A 26,863-nucleotide genomic window follows, 5' to 3' on the forward strand; every position below is an offset into this window, starting at 1 on the left:
TTAGCGACCAAACTGCTATCGTTTTATAAAATGATTGTACTAAACCCGCAAGGTTTTTAATGCACCACTCCAGGTAATCACCTGATCAAAGACATCATTAAGCGATTCCTCATGACGTGGGTCAGGGGTGAAAACGCTCATGTTTTCAAAATCGGTAAACAGGTTTAGCATCACCTGAGCCCGGACATCGGCCATATGGAGTTCCCCGGCAACAAGGCGGAGCGCTTCAACGGCTCTCGTCCCACCGGCGCTGCCATATGCTACAAATCCAACGGCTTTATTTTTCCATTCCACATTCAAATAGTCAATCGCATTTTTTAATGCGCCGGGGATGCTGTGATTATATTCTGCAGATACAAAGATAAAACCATCAAATTCACTGATTTTTTTTGACCACGCTTTGGTATGTTCTTTTGTGTATTGTTGCATCATGGCCGGATATGGCTCATCCAAAAGCGGTAGATTATAGTCTGCAATATCCACCAACTCAAATGTGGCGTCTGATCGCTTCTGTGCCAGTTTTTCAACCCACTTAGCAACCGCTTCCCCATTTCGTCCTGGTCGGGTGCTACCTAAAATAATTCCAATTTTTGCCATCATAAACCTCCTGGTATTCTATATCGTTTAACCAATATTAAATTGATTTAATATAATTGTACCCGTTTAAAGATGAACTAAACAGCTTCTTTATTATTTTAAGTCTTAAACAACGCTTCTTTTAATCTGCCACTGTTGCTTTTTATTGAGCGTTTTTACATAGCCGGCATAAATCCCGTTGCCCTGTAACAATTGCTGATGGTTTCCCCTTTCAACAATCCGCCCGTCAGCAATTAAAAGAATCTGATCGGCATTCTTAATGGTATGAATGCGGTGAGCAATGACCAGCAGGGTTTTTCCCTTGACCAGTTCACTGATGGCTTCTTGAATATAGCGTTCATTGTCCCGGTCAACACTGGCAGTTGCTTCATCCAGAATAACTATCGGAGCATCTTTGAGAATACACCGGGCAATCGAAACACGTTGTTTTTCACCACCGGACAAACTGGCTCCACCTTCGCCCACCAGGGTATCAAAGCCATCGGGCAGCGCCATGATAAAATCATAACAGCGGGCTTTTCTGGCGGCTTCTGTCACCTCTTCCCGGGTTGCGTCCTGGCGACCCATGGCAATATTGTTGTAGATGGTATCCTTGAATAAATAAACGCGCTGAAAAACCATGCTGATTTGTTCCATTAATTGCGCGAGGGGAACCGTTTTTAGATCCACGCCCCGGATCATAATTTCGCCCTGTCTGACATCCCAAAACCGTGCCAGCAGATTGGCCACGGTTGTTTTTCCACCGCCTGACGGGCCAACCAGTGCAGTCATGGTCTGGCTTTTTAACTCACAGGAAATGTCGTCCAATACCAGCTCCTCACCATAGCCAAAGCGGACGTTCTTAAATGCGACTTCAATGCCATCGGCGGCCTGCTGCGGGAGGGTTTGCTGGCCGCCGTCATCCAGTTCCGGTTCATCGAGTACCGCTTCAATGCGATCAAGACAGCAATTCATAATATTCAGTACCGGAGCTTCCAGGTACAACGCCTTCAGGGGCCCAAACATCTCAAAGACAAAAAGTAGTACTCCCAACAGATAAGGCAAACCGAGCTCACCATTGACGGTGAGGAAAATTGACATCCCGAATACCCCGGTTATGCCAATGGCAAGGACAACAAACAAACCAACAATCCAGGGGGACATGGCACTTTCAAAGTCAATGTTTTTGTCCATGGAGCGCTTGAAATTCTGACGAAGCTCCCCGGATTTTTCACCCAGAAGATTATAGCTTTTAATCACGGCAATCCCCTCAACAAAGGCTAGCACCGCATCAGTAAGTAATTCACTTTGTTGCTGACGCAAAACTGACTCCTGGGCCGATACTTTTTTTTGCATCTGCTCTCCCACTACCACCGCAACACCGGTGGTGACCAGAGCGATAACACCCAGGCGCCAGTCAAGCAGACACATAAAGAGCAGCATTACTGCGGCTGAAAAAATAAAGCTCATGATATTTCCCAGCTTATGCATAATATTTTCTTCAATAAACGCCATATCAGTACTTAAAACCGAGCTGATTTTACCAATATTCCCCTCGGTAAAATATCCCATCGGCATTTTACGAAGATGATTCCCCAATTCAATCCGTTTATCCGCAAACAGCAGATAGCCGGCGCCACTTTGCAATTCGTCGGTTACCCGATGAACAATCATCTGAATCAGCAGTGTCACCACTAGTGCAATCCCCACATAAAGACAATCGGTAGCAGTGATGCTGTTATCATAGAATCGGGATAACAACATAAAACCGTAGTAGATGGGCATTTTTGAAAGAATGGCCTCAATCACGGCGAAAACAAAAGCGCCTTTGATGCGCCAGCTGTATTTTCCGGACAGCTTGATAATCCGCTTGATCATTTTTCTAATCATTATCTTTTACCTCTTTCATCTGCCAGTCCGCACTTTTCTGATTATGCATCCATAATTTTTGATACAAAGAAGAAGTTTCAAGTAATTCCTGATGGGTGCCATGGGCTGAAATGGAACCACTTTCAAGCACATAGATCTGATCGGCACCCATTACAGAAGTCAGTCGGTGGGCAATAACAAAGGTTGTTTTATCGTGCACCAGCGCTGACAAGGCAGCTTCCATTTTTTCCTCGTTTTCCGGGTCGGCAAAAGCGGTTGCTTCATCCAGCACCAGAATCGGCGCATTTTTAAGAATCGCCCGGGCCAGGGTGATCCGCTGTTTCTGCCCGCCGGATAGCTGATTACCGCAATCCCCGGCGAAGGTATCGATGCCGTTTGGCAACTGCCGGATAAATTCCAGGCACTGGGCTTTTTCAGCGGCCAGTAGAATCGCTTCATCCCCAGCCTCCGGTTTGCCCAGACGGATGTTTTCCCGGATACTGGTATTAAATAAAAACTGATCCTGGGCTACGTATGAAATGCAATCATTCAAAGCTTCCAGACTCATGGTACAGATATTTTGTCCGCCAATGCTAATTTCACCATCATTGACATCGTAATAATGGACCAGTAATTTGGCCAGAGTGCTTTTCCCTGAACCGGATTCGCCCACCAACGCAATGGTTTCACCTGGTTTGGCCGCTAAGTTGATGTGATGAATCACCGTAGCATCCTGATAACCAAAGCTTACATCGGTAAATAAAACGGAATGATCGGTTCCTAAAAAAGACGCCGTCCCGGCCTTTAGCGGCGTTGCATCGATAACACTTTCAACTTCAGCAAGTTTATAATTGAGCTGTGGTAATGCCGACATAAACGACAGCGCCCGTAAAAGCGGGATCCCCAGAGCCATCGACATACACATCGTAAGGATCAGATCCGGCAGGGTGGAATAGCCCTGAAGGACAAAATAAGATCCCAGCGGCAGGGTCAGAATCAGGGTATAGGGCAACAGACAGCCATAGACGGCCATCCATGGCCAGCAGGCTTTAAACCACTTTAAGGTAAAATCCCGGTAATTTTTTACATCGGTTTTAAAGTGTCGATAAGATTCGCCTTCCCGGTTAAACACTTTGACTACTTCCATACCATTGATATATTCAATGATGGTGTTATTCATCGTTTGACCAGCGGTAAAATATTCCCCCATTCGATTCATACCAATGCTGTACATGGCCATCATCGCCAATAAGCTTAGTGGTACCGAGGCCATCGCCATGAGTGCCAATTTCCAGTCTACGATAATCAGAGCGCCGTAGATGACCACCGGAACCATCACGTTGGCAAATCCCTCAGGGATGGCATGAGCCAACAGTGTTTCGAGACTGTCAACATCGTCCACAAAGAGTTTTTTCAGTCGGCCGGTGCCTTTTTGTTCAATCACGCCAAGGGGCAAGTTTTCCATTTTTTCCTGAAGAGAGATCCGGATGTTTTTTAAGGTGCCATAAGCGGCTTTATGGGAAAGATCCAATCCAACCCCCATAAATACGGCCTGGAAAACAAGAAAAAACAATACCATGCCGACCCGAATCAGAATGACGCTGGTTGCCAGGGTATCGCCATTAATTAACGGAGTAATGATTTGATAGACCATTAAAAATGGAAACACGCCAGCCAGAACACTTAGGATTAGAAGAATAGTGGCAAACAGCATTTTCGTTTTCTGGTCTTCGGCATAAATGATGATTCTTTTAAACATATAAACCTTCTTTCTGCAATTGTTTCTCATAGAGATTAATAAATAGGGTTCTGGTTTTTTTTATGCCAGCTTCATCTAGCGGGTAAAGATCCATGCTTAAATCCCGATTAAGCAGCAGCACCTCATCGGCACAACCTAGAATCAGCTCCAGATCATGGGTAATAATCACCGTGACATCGACCACCTCCCGATTTTCTAGAATCAGTTGACAAAATGCTTCCATTGATTGGCGATCCAAACCGCTTGTGGGTTCATCAAAAAAAAGGTATTTCTTTTGTCCGTAAATGGCGGAAGCAATCGCTAAGCGCTGTTTTTGCCCTCCGGAAAGAGAAGCCGGATGGCGTTGGGACAGGTCGCTCAGCCCCAATTGATCGAGGATGGCATGGGCTTTCTTTACATCCGGGGATTTAACCCCAAGCAGCACTTCATCAAGAACCGTTCGGGCAAAGAGCTGACTGTTTACATCCTGCATCACCAGGAAACTCTCAGCCTGTCTGGCCCGCTTATTTTTTTTAGATCCATTTAAAAGGATATCGCCCTGGTAATTTAAGAAGCCCATGACGCAGGCAATCAGACTCGACTTGCCGACGCCATTTTCGCCTACAATGGCCAGCACTGTATTTTTTCTGATTTGAAGATTCGCCATCTTCAAAATCGTCTGCTTGTTACGGCGCACCAAAAGCTGCTGAAAGCCCATGGCCACTTCCTTAAGCGGTTGCTTTGCGACTCTTTTTGAGTCAACCTGGTCGAAGTCCAGGGTTCTCAGGCCCATTTTCCGTTTATCGGCCTCTGAAACAGCTTCAAGCTCTGCGGGACGATATTCGTTTAGGATTTTTCCATCTTCAAGAAAGATATATCGGGTCGCCAGATTCTTTAAATAGTGAAGCCGATGTTCTGAAATAATAATGGTTTTACCCTGGGATTTCAACTGTTTTAAAATGTTGTGAAGCTGTCCGATCGACTGGAGATCCAGATTGGATGAGGGTTCATCCAATACGTAAATATCCGGGTTCATGGCGTAAATCGAACCACAGGCAATCCGCTGTTTTTCGCCTCCGGAGAGCCTGAAAATATCGCGGTTGATGAGCTTTTCCAAGCTGAAATCCTGGACGCTCTGCTTTAGACGATGGTGGATTGCATCCCGGCTTAAATCCTGATTCTCGCAGCCAAAGGCCAGTTCGCCGGTGGTATCGACGTTGAAAAATTGAGATTTGGGATTCTGAAAAACACTGCCCACAAATTGGGAGATCTCCCGAATGGTCATATCCAGAGTGTTTTTCCCCATTAGCATCACCTCGCCTTGTAGCCCGGCGGGATAAAACATCGGAATCAGGCCGTTGAGCAGCCGAGTAATTGTGGTTTTGCCACAGCCGCTTTTGCCACACAAAACAATACATTCGCCTTTTTCAATGGTGAGGGAAATATTGTCCAGAGCATTTTGATGACTGGGGTTGTCTTGTCCACCTTCATAAGCAACTGAGATATTATTTAGCCGAATCATCCTAGCCATCCTTTCTTCATTAAAATAAAAATGATAATGACACCTGCCATCAGGGTGTAGTCCGGTAACCTTAATTTAACATCCGCCAGATTGGACCGGACTGAATCCCGGTCCAGGCCCCGGGTCATAGCTGCTGCGGCCAACTCGTCCATCACGCCTGCCGATGAGATCAGCAAGGGCACCATCACATATTCCAGGGTCATAAACGGTTTAAACAACACTGCTTGTATCCCCATGGGGATGCCCCGATAAGACATGGCTTGAACGATGGCCTGGTACTCTTCTTTTACGGTTGGCACAAAGCGTACCATCACCGCAAAGGGAATGATAAAGCCCATCGGTAGATGCGCTTTTTGAAAAGCTGCAATAAATTCACTTACCGTGGTGTTTTTCATCAGCACGGTAAAGCACATCACCATTGGTAAAAAAAGGCGAATCATCCGACTGGCGATGATCAAACCCTGGCCAATCGGAGTGGACACCTGTAGTCCATAGCCGCTGTCAATGGCTAGTAGCAGAAAGAAGAGACCCCCATAAAGCAGGGTCTCTTTAATCAACCTTCCATTAAGTAGAAGCAAGCAGGAAATTCCGGCCAGCAGCACTTCAACCATTATCGGTTTTCTCCCCATCATCATGATATTGATCAGGACAAATAGAACCAGTTTGGTTCGGGGATCAATTTTCACCACTGAATTTGACTGCAGTGTAATGGCAGGCATTAGACAATTCCTGCTCGTTTAAAGTGATGCTTCAGGGCTTTGTTTCCGAGTACCCCACCGATTATGCCGCCGATAAATCCGGAGAGAATTAATCCCAGGATGATCCCCTCGGGAGCAAGGCTGGCAAAATTTGCAACATAGGCTTCGCCGTAATATTGGGTCATGGACTTAAAGAACGCTTCTTTTGCAAAAATGATCGACAAAAATGGCCCTACAAACATTGACGAAAAAAAGCCGTATCCCAGTACATTGTGCTTTGGCGATTCGAAATTCCCCAGACCCGATGTCACCTCCGCCGCTAATCCGCAGAGTAGCGAAAAAAGCAGGGGATAAAACGAGGTACTCGACATCACCAGACCGCACAATGCCGCAAGAATCAAAATGGCGCCTCTTTTGGGGACCTTGTTGATATAGAGCATATAAATTGGGCCCAGCACAATGCCCGTTAAAAATGCCACCATTAAAAAGGTAATCGGCGTAAACCCGGTAATCACCGCCATCGCGATTAACCCCATAACAAAAATAGCCGCGAAAGCACCTGCCAGAATCAACTCTTTTGTTGATAATTTCTTTTTCATACTAACCTCCAAATAAAATGCGTATGTTAGATAATTCTAACATACGCATTTTATCATTGACACTATTTCACTTCTACTCTTTCAGACTCCGAATAGTCATGCTGGACATTTTTCTTGCTGATGATTTTTCTTTCTGAAATCTTTCGGTAGCAGCCCATAATTTTTTTTAAAAGCTCGAGTAAAATTGCTGGCGTTCTCATATCCAAGCATCAGGCCGATTTCCAGTATGGATAAGTCCGTATTGATGAGATTGTGAGCAGCCTGATTCATGCGCATCTTTCGCAAATACTCATACGGCGTAAATTGAAACATTTCTTTAAAACACTCTTTGAAGATCGTTGTTGAGACACCATGGCTTAAGCAGAGCTCTGAAATCGGGTGATGCACCGACAGATCTGTTTCAATCATCTTTTTAATGGCCTTTGTTTTGTCAATTTGTTCTTTTGAAAAACAGCGTCGCTGACTAAAAACCCTAAAATCTTCATGAATAATCATCATAAAAAGCTCTGTTAGTTTTAGCTTTATAAAACCCAATCCCAGGGTTTCCATTCCTTCATTAATCATCTTGCAAGTGCTGAATAGATACTCTCCGTAGGAAAAAATCTGGACGCTATTTATTTTTTCGATTTGATCAAATAAAAGCTGCAAATCCAGGTTGTATTCTTTTTGCCATAAATCCATTAACTTTGGCGACAGCGAATCTGGATAAATTAAAATGTTAAACCCCCGCATGCTGTCTTCAATCATTTTTGAAGACAGGCTGGAGCGACAATTGTTAAAAATTCCGATATTCCCCGGTGACACATAGGTAAAAACATTCTTTTTTAATTCCATTTGATAAATGCCTTGATCGCAAAATGAAATCTGATAGAATCTGGGCATATTCGCAACTTCACCGGACCAGCTATAGGCTTCTTTAAAGTCCATAAACTGTATCTCAATGCCTTCATATAGGGAATACGCTGTGATCCGACTTCTGGAATGCTGCTGGTCCAGGGCATACACAGTTTCGGGGCCATCCTCTTTTAAGATTTGGAGTCCCCATTCTTTTCTGCTCAGTCTCATTATCTGTCTCCTTTGCTTTCATTTGAATTCTGGTCTTGCTATTTTCGACACTAGTTAGTTTATTCTAACTATATTCTAAAGGATTGCCCGAGAAAGATCAATCAAAACCTGTCATCATGAACGCTAGTTTCTCAACTTATAAACGGATTATGATACGCCTCTACACAATTTTATTCAAACGTTTATGCTTTATCAATTTACTTTCTTCTTCGCCGTGATATAAAATGGCGAAATCGGTTCTCGTTCTTTTTTGAGTTTGAAAGATAAAATTGCTATTTTTAGCGATTGCCCAATCAGATTGACTCCGAATTTCAGCCAGACTTTACAATTCTTCCATTGACGAACCCTTTTTTTATCGGTAAACTTTAAAAAAAGACCCGTTTCACTGGAACGGTAAAATCTACGAAAGAAGGTCGTTACTGTGCTGGAAAAAACAATCACCTCACCCCGGGGCACTGTTCATTATTGGATCGCCCGACACCGCGATCCCCAGGCAATATGTCTGGTGTTCACCCACGGGCTTACTGCCAATCATCTGATGTTTGAACATCAGGTTGCTTATTTTAAAAAGCACTACACCGTCATCACCTGGGACCTGCCACTCCATGGGGCTTCCCGCCCCTATATGGATTTTTCGTTTCATCACACCGCTACCGATCTGGACGCTATCCTGGCCCAGGAAAACATCTCAGCGGCAGTGCTGATTGGCCAGTCGCTGGGGGGCTATGCCAGCCAGCAGTATGCCCTGGATTTCCCGGAAAAGGTGTTGGCCTTTATCGGGGTGGACACCTCGCCCTTTGGTCTTACCTACTATTCCCAATCTGACCGCTTCTGGTTGCGGCAGGTAGAGTGGATGTCCCGTTGCTATCCTCATGACCAACTGCTGTCAGCCATTGCTAAAGGGGCCACCCATACTAAGCGAGGTTATGATAACATGATGGCGATGCTAAAACCTTATGGCAAAACGGAACTCTGCCGCATCATGGGGATCGCCTATGCCAGCTTTCTCCGTGAAAACCAGGATGCGGCTTTTAAGTTTCCAGTCCTACTAACGTTGGGCGAATATGACAAAACCGGCAAGGTCCCCCAATACAACTGGGCCTGGGCCGCCAAAACCAGATACCCCCTGAAAATCATCCCCTCCGCCGGTCATAATGCAAATGTTGATAATCCCGTTGTTTTTAATGCGGTAGTTGATGATTTTTTGGATCAATTACCATGAAGCATTATTGTCCCAATAATCTGACACCATTTTGACATGATTAAAGATTATCATAATGGGCATACAATGATTGGAGGTGGTCATCATAGCTAAACCTAAAAAATTCAACCTGCGTCTAATGGTGCAGATCTTTTTCTTTACCCTTATCGCCCTGATTTCGGTTAATAAAACCCTGGCCGCTACAGGAATGGGGATTCCCTTCCTGTCTACGGCTTCTCTTCATGCTCTTTGCCCCTTCGGCGGGGTGGAGACCTTTTTTTCCTTGGTCACAACGGGATTGTTTATTCCAAAAACTCAGATCTCTGCGGTGATTCTGATGGGTCTGGTGTTTCTGCTGGCGCTGCTCTTTGGTCCGGTTTTCTGTGGCTGGGTCTGTCCCTTAGGGGCTTTTCAGGAATGGATCGGAAAAATCGGAAAAAAGCTTTTTAAGAAACGCTATAACCATTTTGTCCCCACAAAGGTGGATAAGGTGTTGCGCTATTTGCGCTATGGAGTGCTGGTCTGGGTACTGACAGTAACGGCAGTCTCTGGCACGCTACTGTTTGCCAATCTCGATCCCTACCACGCATTATTTAAATTCTGGACCGGAACGGTGGCGCTACCAGCCCTTATTCTGCTGGTGTTTATCACCATCGGTTCGTTGTTTGTGGAGCGGCCCTGGTGTAAATATACCTGTCCCTACGGTGCCCTGCTGAGTCTTTTTAACAAGATCCGCATCTTTAAAATTCGCCGGAAAACAGAGACTTGTGTCAGCTGTCAGAAATGTAGCCGCAGCTGTCCGATGAATATTGATGTCTGCCGGAATGAAACAGTCTCCAATCTCAGTTGTATCAGCTGTTATGAATGCACCTCAGACCGGAATTGTCCCAAAGCCGAAACCCTGCTGGTTCAGGCCACCCAAAAAAGCCCCCAGGTTTCCATTGCCGTAGTGGCGATTGTAATGCTGACTGTATTTATCGGTGGAATTGTCGGATCGATGGCTCTGGGCATCTGGAGTTCAAAAACCAACGATCAGGGATCGGGAGGCAAGAACAACGGTAATGGACAGAAAAATAAAGTTGAAATGCAAGAAGAAGTTACCGACTAAGACTGGGGTAGCAGTGAAATTCCACTGCTACCCCGTCCATCCAATCCAGATGCCTTTCTCTTCAGCATCATAAATGCTTTTTGATGTCGCAATTTATCAGCATACAATTGTTCATCAGAACGATCCACCAAATCAGAATTAGGATAATCCCTGTTAGCGAAATATTGTTCATAAGCGTATACGAATTTTATACAAACGTTTACATTTTGTCTATTTACTTTTCTTTGTACTGTGATATAATAGGTTCATATCAAAAATCAACTCAATCATTTTCAGTAATGTGTGATATGAGTCAATGTATCAATCACTTAAAAGCAATTACGATACTGGCAATAAAATCAATGAACCGACCGGAGGTTGAAGGTGAAAATTTGACCCTGATGAAATAAGTTGATTAAGTAGCCGGGCAAGCGATCTGCATCAAGACAGATCTTCCAACTATTAAAAGAGCAATCTTTTTATAGACGGAACCCCTTCAAGTGAGTAATGTTTAAACTGAAAAGTGAAAAAGAAGGTTTTTGATAAAATCAAAAGAAGGAGTCCAAACGGATGACGACTGAGATTGTGAACTAAACCGGTTTCACAGGTTAAATGGCGGAATCGGTTCTAGTTCTTTTTTGGTAAAAATAGATTCTTGCAACATTTCGGCTATTGCTTTTGAACACTTATCGATCCGTTGGACGGATTTTGAAGATGCTCTGCTGCTGTTTGAAATACCAAAAAGTCAGACCCAGGGTCAAAGCCTCGGCAACAGGCAGCGCCATCCAGATCCCTTGAATGCCTAAAAATTGGGGTAATACCAGAATCATAATCACTTGTAAGAACAGGGTGCGGATAAAGGAAATCATCGCCGAAGCTCGACCATTGCCCAAGGCTGTAAAATAGGCTGAGGCGAAAATGTTGATCCCACAAAATAAGAATGATATTGCAAAAATCCGGAAACCTTGCACCGTCAACTCGATCAGTGTCGGATTATTGACTATGAAAATGGACACCAGCACAGAAGCCGCCAGTTCAGATAAAATGAACATCACGATTGACACCATCCCCACAATTTTCAAACAACTCTGGTGAAGTTTTTTTAGCTCATCGCCATTTCGGGCCCCAAAATGATAACCAATCACTGGTGCCGCACCAATTGAAAAACCAATCAATACGGCTGTGAAAATAAATTCGATATATAACATCACCGAAATAGCTGCAACTCCGTCTTCTCCAAGCAGTTGCATCAGCCGAACATTAAAAAGCACAGTAATTAACGATCGGGAAATGTTCGTGACCATCTCTGAGGCGCCGTTGCTCATACTGCGTAACAGCATTGACACATCCTTCACAGGTGTTGCAAATTGAAGTCGACTGGTGTTTTTATAAAAAAAATAAAAAATAGGTATTAACCCACTAATCATAAATCCGCAAACCGTAGCAATGGCCGCACCAGGCAAGCCTATTCCCCAAACCCCAACCAGTAGCCAGTCGAGAAAAATATTAATGACACCGCTAAGAATACTGAGATAAAAGCCCATTTTGGGCCGCTCTGCCGTTACAAAAAAGGACTGGAAAAAACCCTGCAGCATAAAAAAAACAGTACCCAGGGTACAGATCCGTCCATAGGTCACACTGTCGCCAATAATGCGTTCACTCGCACCCATAAGGTAGCAGAGAGGCTCCATGAAAATGAAGGCGAGCAGAGATAAAAACACTCCAATAAGAACTGTGACCAGAGTTAAAAATGAAAAATACTGATTAGCCGCTTGATCACGTTTTTCCCCCATGGCTCGGGCTACCTCTGCTGTGCCCCCGGTGCCTAACATAAAGCCGAAGGAGCCAATGGTCATGATTAACGGAAACACAATGTTTACTGCCGCCAGGCCATTGCTGCCGACGTAACGTCCCACAAATAAACCATCCACAACACTGTAGATAGAAATGAATACCATCATCAGTATCGATGACATAGTAAAACGCAGGAGTTTTCTGGTTGTAAATTTTTCTGACAATTGAATATGCATAATGACCTCTTACCTTTTATTAAATACTTCTAACTTCCGTTGTTATGATTCGATCCTAACGGATCTTCCGATTCGATTAAATCCCTTGTTTCCTGTTCGAGAAATTTAAGATAGAGCCGGGAACCTTCAATTAATTGCCGACGCCCCGCCTCGCCCATTCTCAAAAACACCTGATTTTCGGCCTTAAGTACCGGTGCGATTCTTTCATTGGCAAAAGCATGGCCCTTTTCAGTCAACATCATCTGCTTACTTCGTTTGTCATTAACATCGATTCGCCGCCTAAGATAACCCTTTGACTCAAGATGCTTCTGGGCAGTGTTGACCGTCTGTTTACTCATGCAATACTGATCACAGATATCTTTTTGGGTACACTGACCTTTTGAAGCGAAGAGATAATAAAGTACCCAATATTCGCTGGTTGGCAAACTGCTAAGCCTGGCCAGTTCATTGTATACGGCCCCAGTTTCTTTAAAAATATGATTATAGTCGGCCAATTCTTCTTCGATTAGCATTTTTTCTTCCACAGTTCCTCCATTTAGTCCGCATTCGGACTTTTTTAGTCTATCCGAAGGTTCTTCTTTTGTCAAGATAATTTCAAATTTAACCCAACATAATCAATTAATAAATCACTTATCTACCTGTTCTAGCCGTTTATATTTTTGATCGTAATCGTTTTTGTATTGAAATCGATCATTTGGTCCTGCCGCATTTTATTGAGCTCCCTGCTCAAGGATGAACGCTGAATACCAAAACGCTGGGCTAACTCTTTTTTTGATGACGGGAGTTGAATCACCTGACTTTTTTGAATTTGAGACTCATACCGTAAAAAATCAATGATACACTGTCGGATGCTTTTCATCGAGATGGCACTAATCTTGTCAGTTAGAATCAAAGTCTTATCAGAGATAGCTTTCATCAAACCGATCATAAAAGTACGATTCATCTGGCACAGTTCCAGAATCAATTCCTTATGAAGATGGAGGATCACCACCTGAGACTGGGCCAATACCGTCATAGGATAATTATTTCGGCTGGAAAAAATCAGATTGGCACCGAGCACATCCCCGTCTTGAAAAATATTGATGGTCATTACATTCCCCTCGCAATCCAGATTTTGCACGGCCACCCGACCGCTGAGAATCAGATCCATCGTTCGACAGCATTCGTTCTGAAAATGGATCACCTGATCCTTTTCATACTCTCGTTTCTCATAGTAATGTGCCCTAAAAACCTGATTCAGCTCTTCTTCTGAAAAATCCAAGAAAAGTCCATGACACGATAAAACAGCGATTAAATCCGGGTGATTCATATAAATCTCCTAAATGTTACCATGGTAACTTTTTATTTTACTGATCTACAGTATACTATAGAAAATTCGAATTTTGAAGCTGCGATTCGCATTATCACTTTGGAGGTTAAAGTATGGATATTTTTACACTGATTTTCTGGGTAATTACCCTGGTATGGCTGGGGTTTTCACTAAAAAAAGACAAGGACAAAACCCTGAAGGCTATTAAGATGTCCGGGGGAATGATGAAAGGGATCGCCGGGGACATCCTTGGTATCTTGCTGTTAATTGGTTTGATTCTTACTTTTGTGCCGCCGGAAGCCATCAAAGGCACTATCGGCCAAGCTAACGAAGTTGTTTCTACAGTACTTTTTGCGTTTCTCGGAAGCATTACCCTGATCCCCGCCTTTGTCGCCTTTCCGCTAGTGGCCTCACTGGTGGATGCCGGTGCCAGTATCGTTCCGATTGTCGCATTTCTGACCACTCTGACAATGGTGGGAGTGGTGACCTTTCCGCTTGAAAAAAGAGAGTTCGGTCTGAAATTCACGCTGGTCCGCAACTCTCTTAGTTTTGCTTTTGCCTTGGCAATTGCTCTTGCTATGGGGGTGATTCTATGACATTTTTAAAAAGCCAACTCAAAAACAATCGTTTTTTAATAATTGTGATTCTGGCTTATGTGGCAGTTGGCCTATTCGCCCCTAGCAAATTTCTGCCATCCCTTGACAACACCTGGTATTATGTCAAGGAAATGCTAATGATTATGCCGGTGATCCTGTTGTTAACTTCGCTGATTTCGGCCTGGGTACCAAAAGAAACAATCGAAAATGCCTTTGGCAAAAACTCAGGGATAAAAGGTTCACTGTTTGCTTTTTTATTGGGTAGTTTTTCCGCCGGTCCCATTTACGCCGCCTTTCCAGTCTGTAAAATGCTGCTTAGCAAAGGAGCCAGCATTGCCAACATTGTCATAATTCTGTCCACCTGGGCAGTGATCAAAATTCCCATGCTGATTACTGAAAGCAAATTTCTCGGCCCAGAATTTATGATCGTCCGCTGGATTCTGACCACCTTGGCCATTTTTCTGATGGGCTATATCACCTCCCGGTTTGTTAAGCCCGAGGATCTTCCTGTAGACAATGAAACAGCAAGTTCTGTTGATGGCCTCGTTTTGCTGAATCCGGACTATTGTGTGGGTTGTGGCCTTTGTACCAAAATCGCACCCCGCCATTTTACAATGGTCGACAAAAAAGCGGCGATTATCAGTCAAACCCTGTCTCCCGGCGATGGCCAGGCCATCAAAGATGCCGTGGCAAAATGTCCCTCTCATATTATCCGGTTTCATCCCTGAAAAAATCCCCCTGAAGCCACTATCGGCGTCAGGGGGATTTTAATGTCTGCTGTCAATCAATACTAAAAGTTTTTAACCTGATTTTGTAATAATAAAGCTTCCGCGTTACATCCTTTTTTGAGTTTGACATCAACCTACGCTGTTTTAAGCAGTCCCTTTTCACCGCACAGCCTGGACAGCTCTTCCCCGACGATCCGGGTCATCTGATTGAGGTCGATATTTTCACCATTGAGGGCGTTATACCAGCCTCCGGTTACCGCATCGCCGACGGTTTCTTTAAGAATGCCTCCAACGCCATTATCAGTAAGTCTAGGGCCGGATATAACAGCTCCGATTCTTGCCTGTTCTTTTTGCTTCGTAAAGTCCTTGATCCGCCCGTTTAATCGCATCCTTTTCATCGACATCACCGGGGATGCAGTAGGAAACACCCATGGATATAGTAATCTTTCCGGACTGGCCACAACAATCATAATCAACCGATGCAGCGGTATCGAGTAGTTTTCTGGTAAAGTCATCAATATTATCCTCTTTAAGCCCTTGACAGACCAATAGAAATTCTTCACCACCCCAGCGAAAAAGTTTGTCATTGTTACGGATACGCTGGTTAATAACTGCTGCCAACTTAATTAAAACCGCATCGCCCACATCGTGACCACACTCATCATTAACCTTTTTAAAATCATCAATATCGATCATAATAAAGGCAGGGCTTTCCCCAGAGATTTTATAGGCTCTGAATGTTTTTTCCAGGCACTCGTTTCCTGCCCGCCGGTTATAGGTGTGAGTTAGGGGATCCCGATAAACTGCGGCCTTTAGTTCCTGCTCAGAATTCTGGTAATACCAGCTTTCGATCCGGTTCATGACAATCGTTAAAATTCCGATCAGGACAAAAATAAACCCGGCGAGGGCCAGCAACATCCACATAATATTTTTGTTACTTTCTTCAGTGGAAGCCGTAACATAGGTGCTAATATCATCCAGGTGCACACCCATGGCCACAATCCAATTGTAGTTTGGATACAGCCGGGCATAAGTCAGTTTCTCTGAAACCACATCCGAATTCATTTTTTTGAAAAAATAGGTATAAAAAATCTCGCCTGATGCTTTAACCCCCTCCAGTTCCTCCAGATAGGGGTAATTTCCCTTAATATCAGTCATATTGGTAGATAGCAGCTGTCCTTCAGTGTCTTTTAAATTGGGATGAATAAGACGGATGGCGTAGTTATCTCCACCTTCATTATTGACTACCTCATTTACCCAAAAATAAGCGTCGTTAGAATACCGGGAAGCATGAATCAAGTCCCGGATATTCTCTTCGACAATATCTTCAACCCGACTTTCACGCACCCCAAAAAATACCTGGTACTCGCCATAATCCTTTTTTACTGATGATGTCATCAGCGGTATCAATCGTTTTGTTTGTTCTGAAAAAGACAGACTTTGATCCAGATCCGAAATATTTTCAGAATAAAGGATTCTTTCAGTGGCCGAATCGGTAATCAGCACCGTTAAATAAGTCTGGCGAATAGGGTCCTCAAAATAAAGGATGGCTTGCTCCAGAAAAGCCTCAGGATTATAGCTATTGTAACCATCCAGCGCGATTTCGGCCAGTTGATTGAGTCTGACAAATAAGGTTTTCTGCGTCTGGTGTTCCTGCTCAATATTTAAAATCAAATTGTCCACATTGTCTTTTAAAAAAGTCTTTTTCACCTCGATAATACTACGTTCAATATTTCTTTCATAGATACTCTCCATTTGAAAGGACAGCAGCAGAAAAGCTAGGCTACTCAGTGCCCCAAGGATTAAAATGATAACCATTAGTATCAATCGGTATTTTTTTCGCAATGGTTCCATTGGCCATCTCCCTGTTACTCGATTATGCGTTTTAACCGAAGCAGTCGATTTTTAATTCATCTTTGGTTATGTACAAAAGGCGTTTTTTTTATCTCGCATTACTAAATTTTATGTCATAATTATACCATCATCTTTACGAATTGGTAAGCAAATATTAGAAACCTTAATGTATCGTTTTAAGCGAACCCCGCTCTCAAAACGCTGTCGGTCGACCTTCTCGCTTGACGCCATCAAATTGTTTCGATATAATCGAAACATCCTAATATCACACTGATGGTTGCCTAAGTATCGCCGCGTCATCACTATTTCTTATGAAAGGGGGAAAAGCCATGGCCTTGTTTTTCATTCTGCTACTTTGTTTAATCAGTATTGTCACCACCTTGCTGATGGTCTTCTTTTCTGGCAAAATGATTCCCTATACTGACGCCAACGGGCAGGTGCAGCCAGACAGCCTATCAGAAAAATTCTGGATACCTATCAACGGGGTGGAAATGGGCATGATCATTAAAACCCGGGACCAAACCCGTCCGGTGCTGCTCTTTATCCATGGGGGTCCGGGGATGCCGGAATATTGGCTTAACGAAAGCCATCCGTCCCACCTTGAAGAACTGTTTACCGTGGTCTGGTGGGATCAACGGGGCGCCGGTCTGTCTTATAGTGCTGCGATCCCTCCGGAGACCATGACCACTGAGCAGATGGTGGCCGATACTATTTCAGTCACCAAGTATCTGTGCCAGCGGTTTCAAAAGGAAAAGATCTATCTGATGGCTCATTCCTTTGGCACCTATATCGGTATTCAGGCAGCTGCCCGGGCACCAGAGCTCTATCGTGCCTATATTGGGGTGGCACAGTCGGTCAACCTGGCGTTATCGGAAGAGTTGGCATATGAATTTATGTTGAACTTCTATGCAAATGATAAAAAAAACCGGGAGCAACTAAAAAAATCCCCCTACGGTACCGCTGCCTACGAACGAATCCGGGATCGAGTCATGCACGAGGCCGGGATCGGTACCACCCACACGATGTACTCAGTGGTTACCGGAATTTTTCTGGCTGTGATGAAAAATCGGGAATATATGCTAAAGGAAAAGTTTCAGATCTGGCAGGGCAAAGCATTTTCTAAACGCTCGATGCTTAACGAAGAATTCCGTCAAGCCAATCTCAGTGATCTTGTTACCCGGCTGGAGATACCTGTTATCTTTTTCTCCGGGGTCTATGATTACACCGTTAACTATCACCTGTCGGAAATTTATCTGGAAGAAATCAAGGCCCCGAAAAAACATTTCTATCTTTTTGAAGACTCTGCCCACAGCCCTATTTTTGAGGAACCGGAGGCGGTTCTGGCAATTTTGAAAGATTTAATTCACTGATAAAAAACAACCTGGACGTATTAAGCGCCCAAGTTGCTTTTTAATTTATTTAATTAATATTTATCCGCTTCATCCAGGAGTATATCAATCTGTGATGAGCTTACCGGCTTTGGTGCCGATTGTACCGCCGTTTCCATGCTGCTTAAGCTCTTTCCTTTGAGACGGAAGGCACCCACCATCTGTTTTAGGATTTCAGCCTGACCGGAAAGTTCCTCACTGGCAGCGGCGCTTTCTTCGGCAGTGGCGGAATTGGTTTGCACCACCTGTGAAACCTGTTCAATCCCTTGATTGATCTGCGCAATTTCTGAAGCCTGATCATTGGATGCCTGAGCAATATCCCCAACCAGACCGGTCACCTTTTCGATCTGATTAAGAATTTCCTTTAAGCTGTCTGCTGTCTGGTCGGCAATTTTTGAGCCCGCTTCGGTTTTCGAAATCGAGCCCTCAATCAACGTTGTTGTTTCTTTGGCGGCCTCGGCGCTTCGCGCTGCCAGGGTTCGCACTTCTTCGGCCACGACGGCAAAGCCCTTGCCATGCTGTCCAGCTCGGGCCGCTTCAACTGCGGCATTAAGGGCCAGAATATTGGTCTGGAAAGCAATGTCATCAATGACCTTGATAATTTTGGAAATATTGCTGGACGCCTCATTGATGTCAATCATGGCGGTGACCATCTCGGCCATTTGAACGTTACCTACCTCAGCATTGGTTTTAACCTCAGTTGCCAATTCATTGGCATTATTGGCATTTTGAGCATTCTGCTTGGTTTCTCTGGCCACTTCTTCAATTGATGCAGTTAACTCCTGGATGGAACTGGCCTGTTCGGTTGTTCCTTGAGATAATGCCTGGCCGCCGTCTGAAATCTGGATCGCACCGGCTTCCACCTGAGTGGCTGCTTCATTGATATCCGCCATGGTGGTACTGAGCTTGTTTGTGATCTCGTTGAGTGCCGTTTTAATGGCCTGGAAATCCCCCAGGTATTCTCCAGTAATTTCCAGATCCAGATTACCCTCACCCACTTCTTTTAGAGTGTCGGCAATTTCATCGACATAACGTTTCAAAAAGACTACCGTTTGATTCATATCGTCTTTGATTTGGGTATAATCACCGTTATAATTGCCGACCATACCCGTGTCAAGATTGCCCTGAGCCAGTTCTTTGAGTGTGGCCGATGCTTCTTGCACTGGCGCGACTACAGCGTCCAGAGTAGCGTTGACGCCGTCGATAATTTTGGCAAAATCGCCCTGATGCAGACTGGCATCTGCCCGGGTATTCAGTTCTCCTTCAATTCCGGCCCGGGCCAGCATGGTGGCGTCCGCAATCAGTTTATCCACCGAGTCTTTCACGTCTGACAAACTGTTGTGGATTTCGGCAAATTGGGCACTCACTTCAGATGTATATTCATCCGCCGCTCCAATCTGCAGATCAAAGTTCAGATTTCCCTGAGATAGGCAAGTCAGATTATTGGCCAGTCTCGCTACCTCATGACTCGTGTAATTGCTTACCCGAATCATCGGTGTCAGATCTGTTATGATTTCCACAAAACCGACATTTTCGCCTTTAGCATTTTTTAGATAGGCCGTATCCTGCTTATTGTTCCGTCCATACCATTCAAAGAAGCTTTCTCCATTGCCGTGATCCACAAGTTGACGGATACCGCAGTTCTCGGTTTGACAGATACTTGCCCCAGCATTGAAGCAATCCATCCCAATTGCGACTTTCCGATCTTTAATCACTTTACTGTCAATCATCAGATCTTCGAAAGCCTTGTTCATAAATGCCCATTTCATGTCATTATCGGTAACATGCAGAGGGAATGGCACTGAGTCAATAATCGCCTCATACCAGACCATCTTATCCACGACAGTATCCAGAGTGGCGTTAACGCCCTGAACGATCTCTTTAAAACCGCCTTCAAAAGCCGTTTCATCACCTCGGGTCGCCCACTGACCGGCCAGGGCTGCATGAGACAGCATGGTCGCTTCACCAATCAATGCTCGAATAGTTTCCACGGTCTGTTTCAACACCGGGGTGATTTCGTCTTGGGGATCTACAACGACTAAGTCTGTTGAGACATCACCATTGGAAATCTTCCTCATTAGACTGATAATGGTATTCTGAAGATTATCAGCCATCTGATTAAGCGACTGGGTCAATTCTCCAACCTCGTCTTTAGAAACAATCGGCAGACGATCACTCAGATGTCCGGCATTGATTTCTTTGATCAACAGATTGGCTGCCATCACCGGTTTCGCAATACGTCGGGAAATAATGTAAGAGACGACAGCTCCGACAACCAGAATGACCAAAGCAAACATGATAATTGTGTTACGCAATTGCACAATCGGTGCCAGCATAGCTGTTTTGGATTCGGTAATAACCAGGGTCCAATCTGTTTCCTGAATTGGTGCCACAAAGGCCAGTTTAGTATCGCCATCGTATTCATACTCAAAATCAGCAACTTCATTTGAATCGAGTGCTTTGAACATGGCAGCAAATCCCTGGGGTCCATCTTTTTCCATATTGTCAAACACGTTGGACTGATCCAGAACAAGCTGTTCACTGGGGTGGGCCATTATTGTCCCGTTGGCACTAATCACATAGCCGTATTTAATTTTCCCGTCACCGAGCGTATTGGTGATGGCGTTTAAAAAAGTAGGATCCCGCCGTCCTAAAAGGACTCCCACAACCTGATTTTCCTTTTTAATGGGTGCCACTTCAAAAACTGCGGGCTGTTTAGTCACTTGACTGATGGAAACATCTGACACGTAAGGCTTTCCCTTGAGCGCCTCCTGATACCAGATCTCATTTAGCACATCAAACTCACCACCGCCGACAATATATTTGCCATGACCATTCGTCTCTATCACAGCCATATCCTGATACCCCAATCGTTCTACATCACCAGTAATAGAAGCCACCTGGATCCCAAAATCCATGCTGGCGGTGCGTTCCCGAACAGCAATTTCGTTCAGAGTTTCCAAATTGCCTGTGATAACAGCACCAATATGTCTGGCCGATTCTTCTCCATATTCCAGCGCATCTGCTTCAGTTGCCTGATCAATAATCGCTGCTCCAGTATTGACCACTAAAATCCCCATAGTAATAATGGCTGCCGCCAAGGTTAACACTGTTAACAGGATGAGCTTTGTGGTTAAGCGCATTTTTATAACAATGTGCTCATTCTGATTGTTCACTGAATCATTTCTTTGTACTTTCATTTCATATCTTCCTTTCAGTTTTCTCAAATAAAAATGCTCTAAATTTGGGTGTCAAAAGTAATTTTGGCCAAACTTAACAGTCATATCTTGAACAAAAGTGCGTATGATGATAGCAACACTTAATACCTCGACTTACCCATCTGATTGTTTATAGATTCTAGGCTTCTCTAAAAATGCTTCATTGTAACTCTGATGCGTTGAAATTTGACTAATGAATACTTCTGCCATATATGGATCAAACTGGGTGGCTGAACAACGGGCTATTTCTTCAATTGCGAGAAGCGGCGGGATACATTTGTGATAAGAACGATTACAAGTCATGGCATCGAATGCATCAACAATGGAAATCAATCGGGCTGAATAATGGATTTTCGACCCTTTTATCCCTTTTGGATAACCACTTCCATCCCATCGTTCATGGTGCTGCTCTGCGATTGGAATAAAACGTGCAAACTGCTTTGAAAAAGATAGTAATTTTCCGCCTGATAATGCATGTCCTTGAATTGTCTTCCATTCTTGAGGACTTAAACGATCCTTTTTGTAAAGAACAAGCTCATCGATTATTAATTTCCCAACATCGTGTACAAAACCACCGATTTCGATATCCTTAATCGCCTCTTGCGTACAAGCCAACGATTTTGCCAATTCACGGGCATGTATGCTAACACGTTTGGCATGTTTTAATTCACGGTATAATTTTCGGTCTGTCAGTTTAATTTCGGGTAACCTTAGTCTGTTAAAATCAAGCTCCATACAAATTGGGATTAATTGATCAAGAATGCTCATTGCTGCCTTAATATTACTCGTATTTAAACAATCGGTAAGATGAACAATTTTCTTGACTAATTTTTGATGATCATCAAATTCATTTCTTCCTGAACGTTCGCAATTCATATCTTCTCCACAGCAAGACAGTTCGATACATTAGAGTGTTATACGCAGCATACTTCTTGCTTTTCCCTCATACAATTATTTTTTCTCAATAAACATTACCCAATGTGCATCATATTACAATTATAATGCTACTTTACGTAGCAAGTCAATGGTATTTTGTATAATTATGCTACATTATGATGCACGCATTGTTTGCAACTAAACGAACCGATATAATGGCATCAGAGAGGTGAAAAAATGATTGGCACAAGACTAAAGAAACTTAGAAAAGATAAAAATTTAACTCAAGCTGAATTGTCGCTTCGATTGTCAATTTCAAGATCGTCACTTTCACTATATGAAATTAATAAGCGTGAACCAGACAGCGTAACGATCAACAAAATCGCTGATTTTTTTGAAGTCTCTTTAGACTATCTTTACGGAAGATCAAGTGATTCTTTTAATTCGAAAAAAAGGTTTATGAATATCTCAGCTACTCTGACAGAAAAAGAAAAGAAATTGCTTGAGATCTTTAACAAAATAAAAGATGAAACATTGCAAGATAAAATCATCACAAAACTTGAAGGCTATGTCGATGGTTTGATTGACATGAATGATGGCGAAGAAACGGGATAGGTAGACTCTATCTATTGCCAAAAATTAAATAATTTGCGAACTTGATCGCTCCGTTTATGAACGATGATTTAATCATTTTAAATCTTTTGCTTTTATTGATAAGAGGAAAGAATATGAAGAAAGGGGGTGAAAAATAACGCGCATAAACTGCACGACAAAAAAAGCAGCTGTTTTGAATTTATCTGGTCGCTTGCGACTGGGTGTCAAGAAAGTTCATAATGGCTGCATAAAAATGGTTAAAGTCCGCTTTAAACGTGATAAGATCCTGTTGTAAGATGGCATTCATTCCCGATTTAAATAGCTCTGCTTCCATTTTGCAAACCTGCTGATAAAGATTAGTCGCATCGATATTGCCCAAGACGCCCCTATTGGTATGTAGCTTTTGTTTGAGAAGCGCTTCATTTCGTGTTTCCAGGGCCGTTTCCATCTCATCAGCCATACCCGAATGGATTTCGGCAAACACCGTCAGCAAGGTTAAAATCAGATCCTGGTTATCCCCCAATCGGTTTGTGAGCATTTCCCAGTTGATTTCTAAAATCTTAGTTGCTTCAGCTCTGATTGCGTCAGATTTTTCTTCCTTCGTCACTGGTGGCTCACTCGCTTCTATTGCGGCATCTGACACCCCATCTTTTGATTTCGGTTTGACATATTTCAAAATGACATGACACAATGCCTGGGGATCAATGGGTTTTGAAATATGGTCGTTCATGCCACTTTTTAGACATTCATCGCGTTCAGAAGACATGGTTCGGGCGGTCATAGCCAAAATGGGAATGTTCGCATTAAGAACCCTGATTTTACGGGTTGCCTCGAACCCATCCATCACTGGCATCTGAATATCCATTAGGATGAGATCGTAGTAATCCTTGTAATTGGCATCTATAATCCGATTTAAGGCTACTTCCCCATTTTCTACAGAGTCCACCAGAGCGCCTTCCTGTTTCAGAAATTCTTCGGCAATCTGACGATTCACAGGATTATCTTCTGCTACTAGAATCTTAAGCCCAGCAAGACATACCGATTTTTTTTTGTCCCGATTCGATGCGGTTTCTCTTCCACTAACTTGTTGTACCGATTTCGTCAGCCAGATCGTAAAACTAAAGGTGCTACCAACCCCCAGATCACTTTCTGCCCAAAGCTTACCACCCATCATTTCAATCAGATTACGGCTGATGCTTAAACCCAAGCCTGTACCACCGTAGTGACGGGTGGTGGAATTATCATTTTGGGTGAAGGGCTCAAACAATTGCTCCAGATTTTTCTGAGCAATCCCAATCCCCGTATCGCGGACAGAAAACTTAAGTTGCTGCATATTTCCCCGGTGTTCTTCTTGACTGATTGCTACTTCAATCTCTCCAGAGCTGGTAAACTTCACAGCATTTCCCACTAAATTAGTGAGCACTTGACCTAATCGCAGTGGGTCACCTCGAAACCACTGTGGTAAATGTGGCGGCAAATTAATTAAGAGCTCAATTTTCCTTTCGGATATTTTTTCAGTAAATAACAAGATGGTATCATTAATTACCTTTTTTAGATTAAAATCAATGATTTCCATTTCCAACTTGCCGGATTCAATTTTAGAAAAATCCAAAATGTCGTTAATAATCCCCAATAACGAGGTGGCCGCACTGTGAATTTTGTTGATATAATCTTCCTGCTTAACATCAAGATCAGTCTGTTTGACCAGGTGGGACATCCCTAAAATCGCGTTCATCGGGGTTCTGATTTCGTGACTCATGTTGGCCAGAAATAACGATTTGGCCTCAGTGGCGGCATTGGCATTTTTAAGTGCTACTTTGAGTTCTCTTTCTTTTTCTTTGATCTCAGAGATATCCGTAAAAACGCCGAGAAAACCACCCACCGAGCCGTCTGCCAGATAATAGACGTTGAGACTAAATAACGACACCTCTCGTCCACCGCTACTTAAAACTGACGACTGGCGCACAGAAGGCTTTCTGGTTGACAGTGCTTCTTCCTTCATTTTACAGTACTCCCGATAGTCAGCTTTAGACATATGGGGAAATTCTGAAAAATCTCGGTTTAAATAATCTTCGACTTCTGGGCCATAGTGGCGGGAAAGCTTGTTGTTGACTCCCAGCAGCTGATCATCCCGGGATACATAGAATATACCACCGGGCATAGCATCTAGTAACTGGTTTGTAAAATAATGCTGGTCTTTCAATTTTTTATTACTGGCAATTTCCTTTTCTAGTACAATTTTGGTCATTTCAATCTGTCGGGTGTATAAGCAGCTGACCATATAGAAGGCGATCGCTAAAAAATAAATTAAAATGTCAATATCAAAACCAATAATATACCAGGCAAATAGCGGATATACCAGAAAGTAGAGACCATTCTTCCAGGTAGCCGTTTTCTTTTTTTCTTTTCTGGCGGTCAATTGGGTGACCGAATTATGATCAAAATAAACGCCCCCAATGGCAATCATAAGCACACCTATCTGATAGGCCAGTTCGATTAAATCACCCTGATAAATCATATTGGAATAGATGGCACTGATTAAATCTGTCCAACTAACAATGGCAAAACCAATCAGGCTTATTTTATGACCAATGGTAATGGCCCGTTCTTTAAAATAAAGCCAGTTTAAAAGCAAAAATCCCTGAACAAAAAGGCTGAGTCCTAAATAAAAAAAAGAGAAAATCGTCGCCAGATCTCCAGAAATCATCAGCGACCAAGGTAGACCAGGCTCGGGTTTAAAAAATATCAACCAGAAGCTAATTCCCATACAGACAACGACCGTCATTAAATCGGCGATGACCTGAAATTGGCTGGTTTTCTTTGTCACAAAACCATAAAGTCCGGCAATGGTGGCTAGAATCAAAATACGACTGATGGCAAAAAATACGACTTCAAGGCTAAACAAAGCGATTTGTTGATAGTTTCCCATGAAAACAACCATTTCCCCCATCATGGCAAAGACATCAGCTAAGAACCAGGCTAAAAAACCATAAGAAACAATTTTTTTCACTGATTGGTTTACTTCAATCAGCGGTGCAAAAAAACGCATCGATAACCAGGCAAAAAGGGCCGCCCCAGGCTTTAGCAGTATCACCAGAGCATGGTTCCCCAGCGGAAAGGTCAGCAGATAGACCACGGCATAAATGATGATCAGACTGATAAATATTTTTTTATATTTTTCTTGCATCTTTCTTCCCCCTATTCTGCAATGATCGCTACTTTTTCTTTTATTATATCACCATAATTCACTATGTGATAGTATGAAATGACCTTTCAAGCAGACGACAGCATTTTCTTTTCGCAATTTCCGCTATAAATAAAAAGACTGCAAAAGATTATCCTTTGCAGTCCTTAGTAAAATCACATAATCGCGTGTCAGGTGAGTTTAATAATTCTTATCAGCATAGCCAACCCAGCCGCCTTCTTTAACCAGGGTTTTGTCAAATTCGCCAACCTTGAAATCAATGGTTTCGGATTTACCATCAGCTTGAATGACAATCTGGTTACTATCTACATCGACTGCCATGGTCACTTCTTTGCCGGCATAGTTTAAAAACAAATTGTCGATGGTTTCCTTGGGCAGTTCAATAGCGAACATCCCGCAGTTGTACATATTCTGCCTAAATATTCGGGCAAAGCTTTCGGCAATCACCACGTTGATGCCATTGACTTCCAGGGCCCAGGGTGCATGTTCGCGCGACGAACCACAACCAAAGTTTTCGCGGGTCACAATCACTGCCTTATCCTGGGTGTCAGCCCGGGCAAAGCCTGGCAGCACCAGATCCTCTAACAGATTCGGTTTTAGAGCCTCTTTGGTAATTTCAGTCAGGTATTTGGCCGGGATAATCTCATCGGTGTTAATATCGCTGCGATCTAAAAATAATACGTTTCCTTTAAATGTCTTCATGTCGTTCC

At 43.4% G+C, this 26,863-nt stretch carries 22 protein-coding genes; 6 read left to right on the forward strand and 16 right to left on the reverse strand.

Going from position 1 to position 26,863, the window contains the following annotated elements; translation table 11 throughout:
* Window positions 1-39: 39 nt before the first annotated feature.
* From DOZ58_RS05135 to DOZ58_RS05165, 7 genes are all read right to left on the reverse strand, one after another.
* Entirely contained in the window at window positions 40-600 is a 561-nt protein-coding gene (locus DOZ58_RS05135; RefSeq protein ID WP_242988610.1) for an NADPH-dependent FMN reductase, read from the reverse strand.
* A gap of 102 nt (window positions 601-702) precedes the next feature.
* Window positions 703-2,466, reverse strand: coding sequence for an ABC transporter ATP-binding protein (locus tag DOZ58_RS05140; RefSeq protein WP_111887333.1), 1,764 nt, complete (start codon window positions 2,464-2,466; stop codon window positions 703-705).
* Window positions 2,459-4,204 (reverse strand): ABC transporter ATP-binding protein, encoded by a 1,746-nt coding sequence (locus tag DOZ58_RS05145; protein ID WP_111887334.1) that lies wholly within the window; start codon window positions 4,202-4,204, stop codon window positions 2,459-2,461. Before DOZ58_RS05145 ends, DOZ58_RS05140 begins: the two co-directional genes overlap by 8 nt.
* The gene (locus DOZ58_RS05150) at window positions 4,197-5,705 is read right to left on the reverse strand and encodes an ABC transporter ATP-binding protein (RefSeq protein ID WP_162624432.1); all 1,509 of its coding nucleotides are present in this window, start codon (window positions 5,703-5,705) and stop codon (window positions 4,197-4,199) included. Before DOZ58_RS05150 ends, DOZ58_RS05145 begins: the two co-directional genes overlap by 8 nt.
* Window positions 5,702-6,424: an energy-coupling factor transporter transmembrane component T gene (locus tag DOZ58_RS05155; RefSeq protein WP_111887336.1), complete on the reverse strand. Its 723-nt coding sequence runs from the start codon at window positions 6,422-6,424 to the stop codon at window positions 5,702-5,704. The genes DOZ58_RS05150 and DOZ58_RS05155 overlap by 4 nt, the downstream gene beginning before the upstream one ends.
* The gene (locus tag DOZ58_RS05160; RefSeq protein ID WP_111887337.1) at window positions 6,424-7,002 is read right to left on the reverse strand and encodes an MptD family putative ECF transporter S component; all 579 of its coding nucleotides are present in this window, start codon (window positions 7,000-7,002) and stop codon (window positions 6,424-6,426) included. Before DOZ58_RS05160 ends, DOZ58_RS05155 begins: the two co-directional genes overlap by 1 nt.
* Before the next feature lie 96 nt (window positions 7,003-7,098).
* Window positions 7,099-8,067: an AraC family transcriptional regulator gene (locus tag DOZ58_RS05165; protein WP_111887338.1), complete on the reverse strand. Its 969-nt coding sequence runs from the start codon at window positions 8,065-8,067 to the stop codon at window positions 7,099-7,101.
* A gap of 421 nt (window positions 8,068-8,488) precedes the next feature.
* On the opposite strand from DOZ58_RS05165, the gene DOZ58_RS05170 reads away from it, so the two are divergent.
* On the forward strand, window positions 8,489-9,289 hold the full coding sequence (locus tag DOZ58_RS05170) for an alpha/beta fold hydrolase (RefSeq protein WP_111887339.1): 801 nt from the start codon (window positions 8,489-8,491) through the stop codon (window positions 9,287-9,289).
* Window positions 9,290-9,407: 118 nt separating this feature from the next.
* Window positions 9,408-10,376, forward strand: a complete 969-nt coding sequence (locus DOZ58_RS05175) for a 4Fe-4S binding protein (RefSeq protein WP_111889684.1) — start codon at window positions 9,408-9,410, stop codon at window positions 10,374-10,376.
* A gap of 665 nt (window positions 10,377-11,041) precedes the next feature.
* Here DOZ58_RS05175 and DOZ58_RS05180 read toward each other — a convergent pair.
* The 3 genes from DOZ58_RS05180 to DOZ58_RS05190 form a co-directional block, all read right to left on the reverse strand.
* Entirely contained in the window at window positions 11,042-12,385 is a 1,344-nt protein-coding gene (locus DOZ58_RS05180; RefSeq protein WP_111887340.1) for an MATE family efflux transporter, read from the reverse strand.
* Window positions 12,386-12,414: 29 nt separating this feature from the next.
* Window positions 12,415-12,909, reverse strand: coding sequence for a MarR family winged helix-turn-helix transcriptional regulator (locus DOZ58_RS05185; RefSeq protein ID WP_111887341.1), 495 nt, complete (start codon window positions 12,907-12,909; stop codon window positions 12,415-12,417).
* A gap of 119 nt (window positions 12,910-13,028) precedes the next feature.
* Complete coding sequence (locus tag DOZ58_RS05190) at window positions 13,029-13,694, reverse strand: Crp/Fnr family transcriptional regulator (RefSeq protein WP_111887342.1); 666 nt, start codon at window positions 13,692-13,694, stop codon at window positions 13,029-13,031.
* 113 nt (window positions 13,695-13,807) lie between these two features.
* Between DOZ58_RS05190 and DOZ58_RS05195 the strand changes: the two genes are divergently transcribed.
* Together DOZ58_RS05195 and DOZ58_RS05200 are read left to right on the forward strand one after the other, a co-directional pair.
* Complete coding sequence (locus DOZ58_RS05195) at window positions 13,808-14,290, forward strand: permease (protein WP_111887343.1); 483 nt, start codon at window positions 13,808-13,810, stop codon at window positions 14,288-14,290.
* Entirely contained in the window at window positions 14,287-15,018 is a 732-nt protein-coding gene (locus DOZ58_RS05200) for a permease (protein ID WP_111887344.1), read from the forward strand. Before DOZ58_RS05195 ends, DOZ58_RS05200 begins: the two co-directional genes overlap by 4 nt.
* A gap of 134 nt (window positions 15,019-15,152) precedes the next feature.
* On the opposite strand, the gene DOZ58_RS18490 is transcribed toward DOZ58_RS05200, so the two are convergent.
* Together DOZ58_RS18490 and DOZ58_RS05205 are read right to left on the reverse strand one after the other, a co-directional pair.
* Entirely contained in the window at window positions 15,153-15,407 is a 255-nt protein-coding gene (locus DOZ58_RS18490) for a hypothetical protein (RefSeq protein ID WP_204355475.1), read from the reverse strand.
* Window positions 15,328-16,872, reverse strand: a complete 1,545-nt coding sequence (locus tag DOZ58_RS05205) for a sensor domain-containing diguanylate cyclase (RefSeq protein WP_111887345.1) — start codon at window positions 16,870-16,872, stop codon at window positions 15,328-15,330. The genes DOZ58_RS18490 and DOZ58_RS05205 overlap by 80 nt, the downstream gene beginning before the upstream one ends.
* 311 nt (window positions 16,873-17,183) lie before the next feature.
* On the opposite strand from DOZ58_RS05205, the gene DOZ58_RS05210 reads away from it, so the two are divergent.
* Window positions 17,184-18,242, forward strand: coding sequence for an alpha/beta fold hydrolase (locus DOZ58_RS05210; RefSeq protein ID WP_111887346.1), 1,059 nt, complete (start codon window positions 17,184-17,186; stop codon window positions 18,240-18,242).
* Window positions 18,243-18,295: 53 nt separating this feature from the next.
* Here the strand turns inward: DOZ58_RS05210 and DOZ58_RS05215 are convergent, their stop codons facing one another.
* Both DOZ58_RS05215 and DOZ58_RS05220 read right to left on the reverse strand, forming a co-directional pair.
* Entirely contained in the window at window positions 18,296-21,460 is a 3,165-nt protein-coding gene (locus DOZ58_RS05215; protein WP_111887347.1) for a methyl-accepting chemotaxis protein, read from the reverse strand.
* Between the two features lie 132 nt (window positions 21,461-21,592).
* Complete coding sequence (locus DOZ58_RS05220) at window positions 21,593-22,354, reverse strand: HD-GYP domain-containing protein (RefSeq protein WP_111887348.1); 762 nt, start codon at window positions 22,352-22,354, stop codon at window positions 21,593-21,595.
* A gap of 237 nt (window positions 22,355-22,591) precedes the next feature.
* Here DOZ58_RS05220 and DOZ58_RS05225 point away from each other — a divergent pair, with 237 nt between their 5' ends.
* Entirely contained in the window at window positions 22,592-22,969 is a 378-nt protein-coding gene (locus DOZ58_RS05225; RefSeq protein ID WP_111887349.1) for a helix-turn-helix domain-containing protein, read from the forward strand.
* 178 nt (window positions 22,970-23,147) lie between these two features.
* On the opposite strand, the gene DOZ58_RS05230 is transcribed toward DOZ58_RS05225, so the two are convergent.
* Both DOZ58_RS05230 and DOZ58_RS05235 read right to left on the reverse strand, forming a co-directional pair.
* Entirely contained in the window at window positions 23,148-26,135 is a 2,988-nt protein-coding gene (locus tag DOZ58_RS05230; protein ID WP_111887350.1) for an ATP-binding protein, read from the reverse strand.
* Between the two features lie 198 nt (window positions 26,136-26,333).
* Window positions 26,334-26,855 carry a 3-isopropylmalate dehydratase small subunit 2 gene (locus tag DOZ58_RS05235; RefSeq protein ID WP_111887351.1) on the reverse strand — a complete coding sequence of 174 codons (522 nt, stop codon included), beginning with the start codon at window positions 26,853-26,855 and terminating at the stop codon, window positions 26,334-26,336.
* Window positions 26,856-26,863 lie beyond the last annotated feature (8 nt).

This window comes from Acetobacterium sp. KB-1, from assembly GCF_003260995.1.
GTDB lineage: Bacteria > Bacillota > Clostridia > Eubacteriales > Eubacteriaceae > Acetobacterium > Acetobacterium carbinolicum.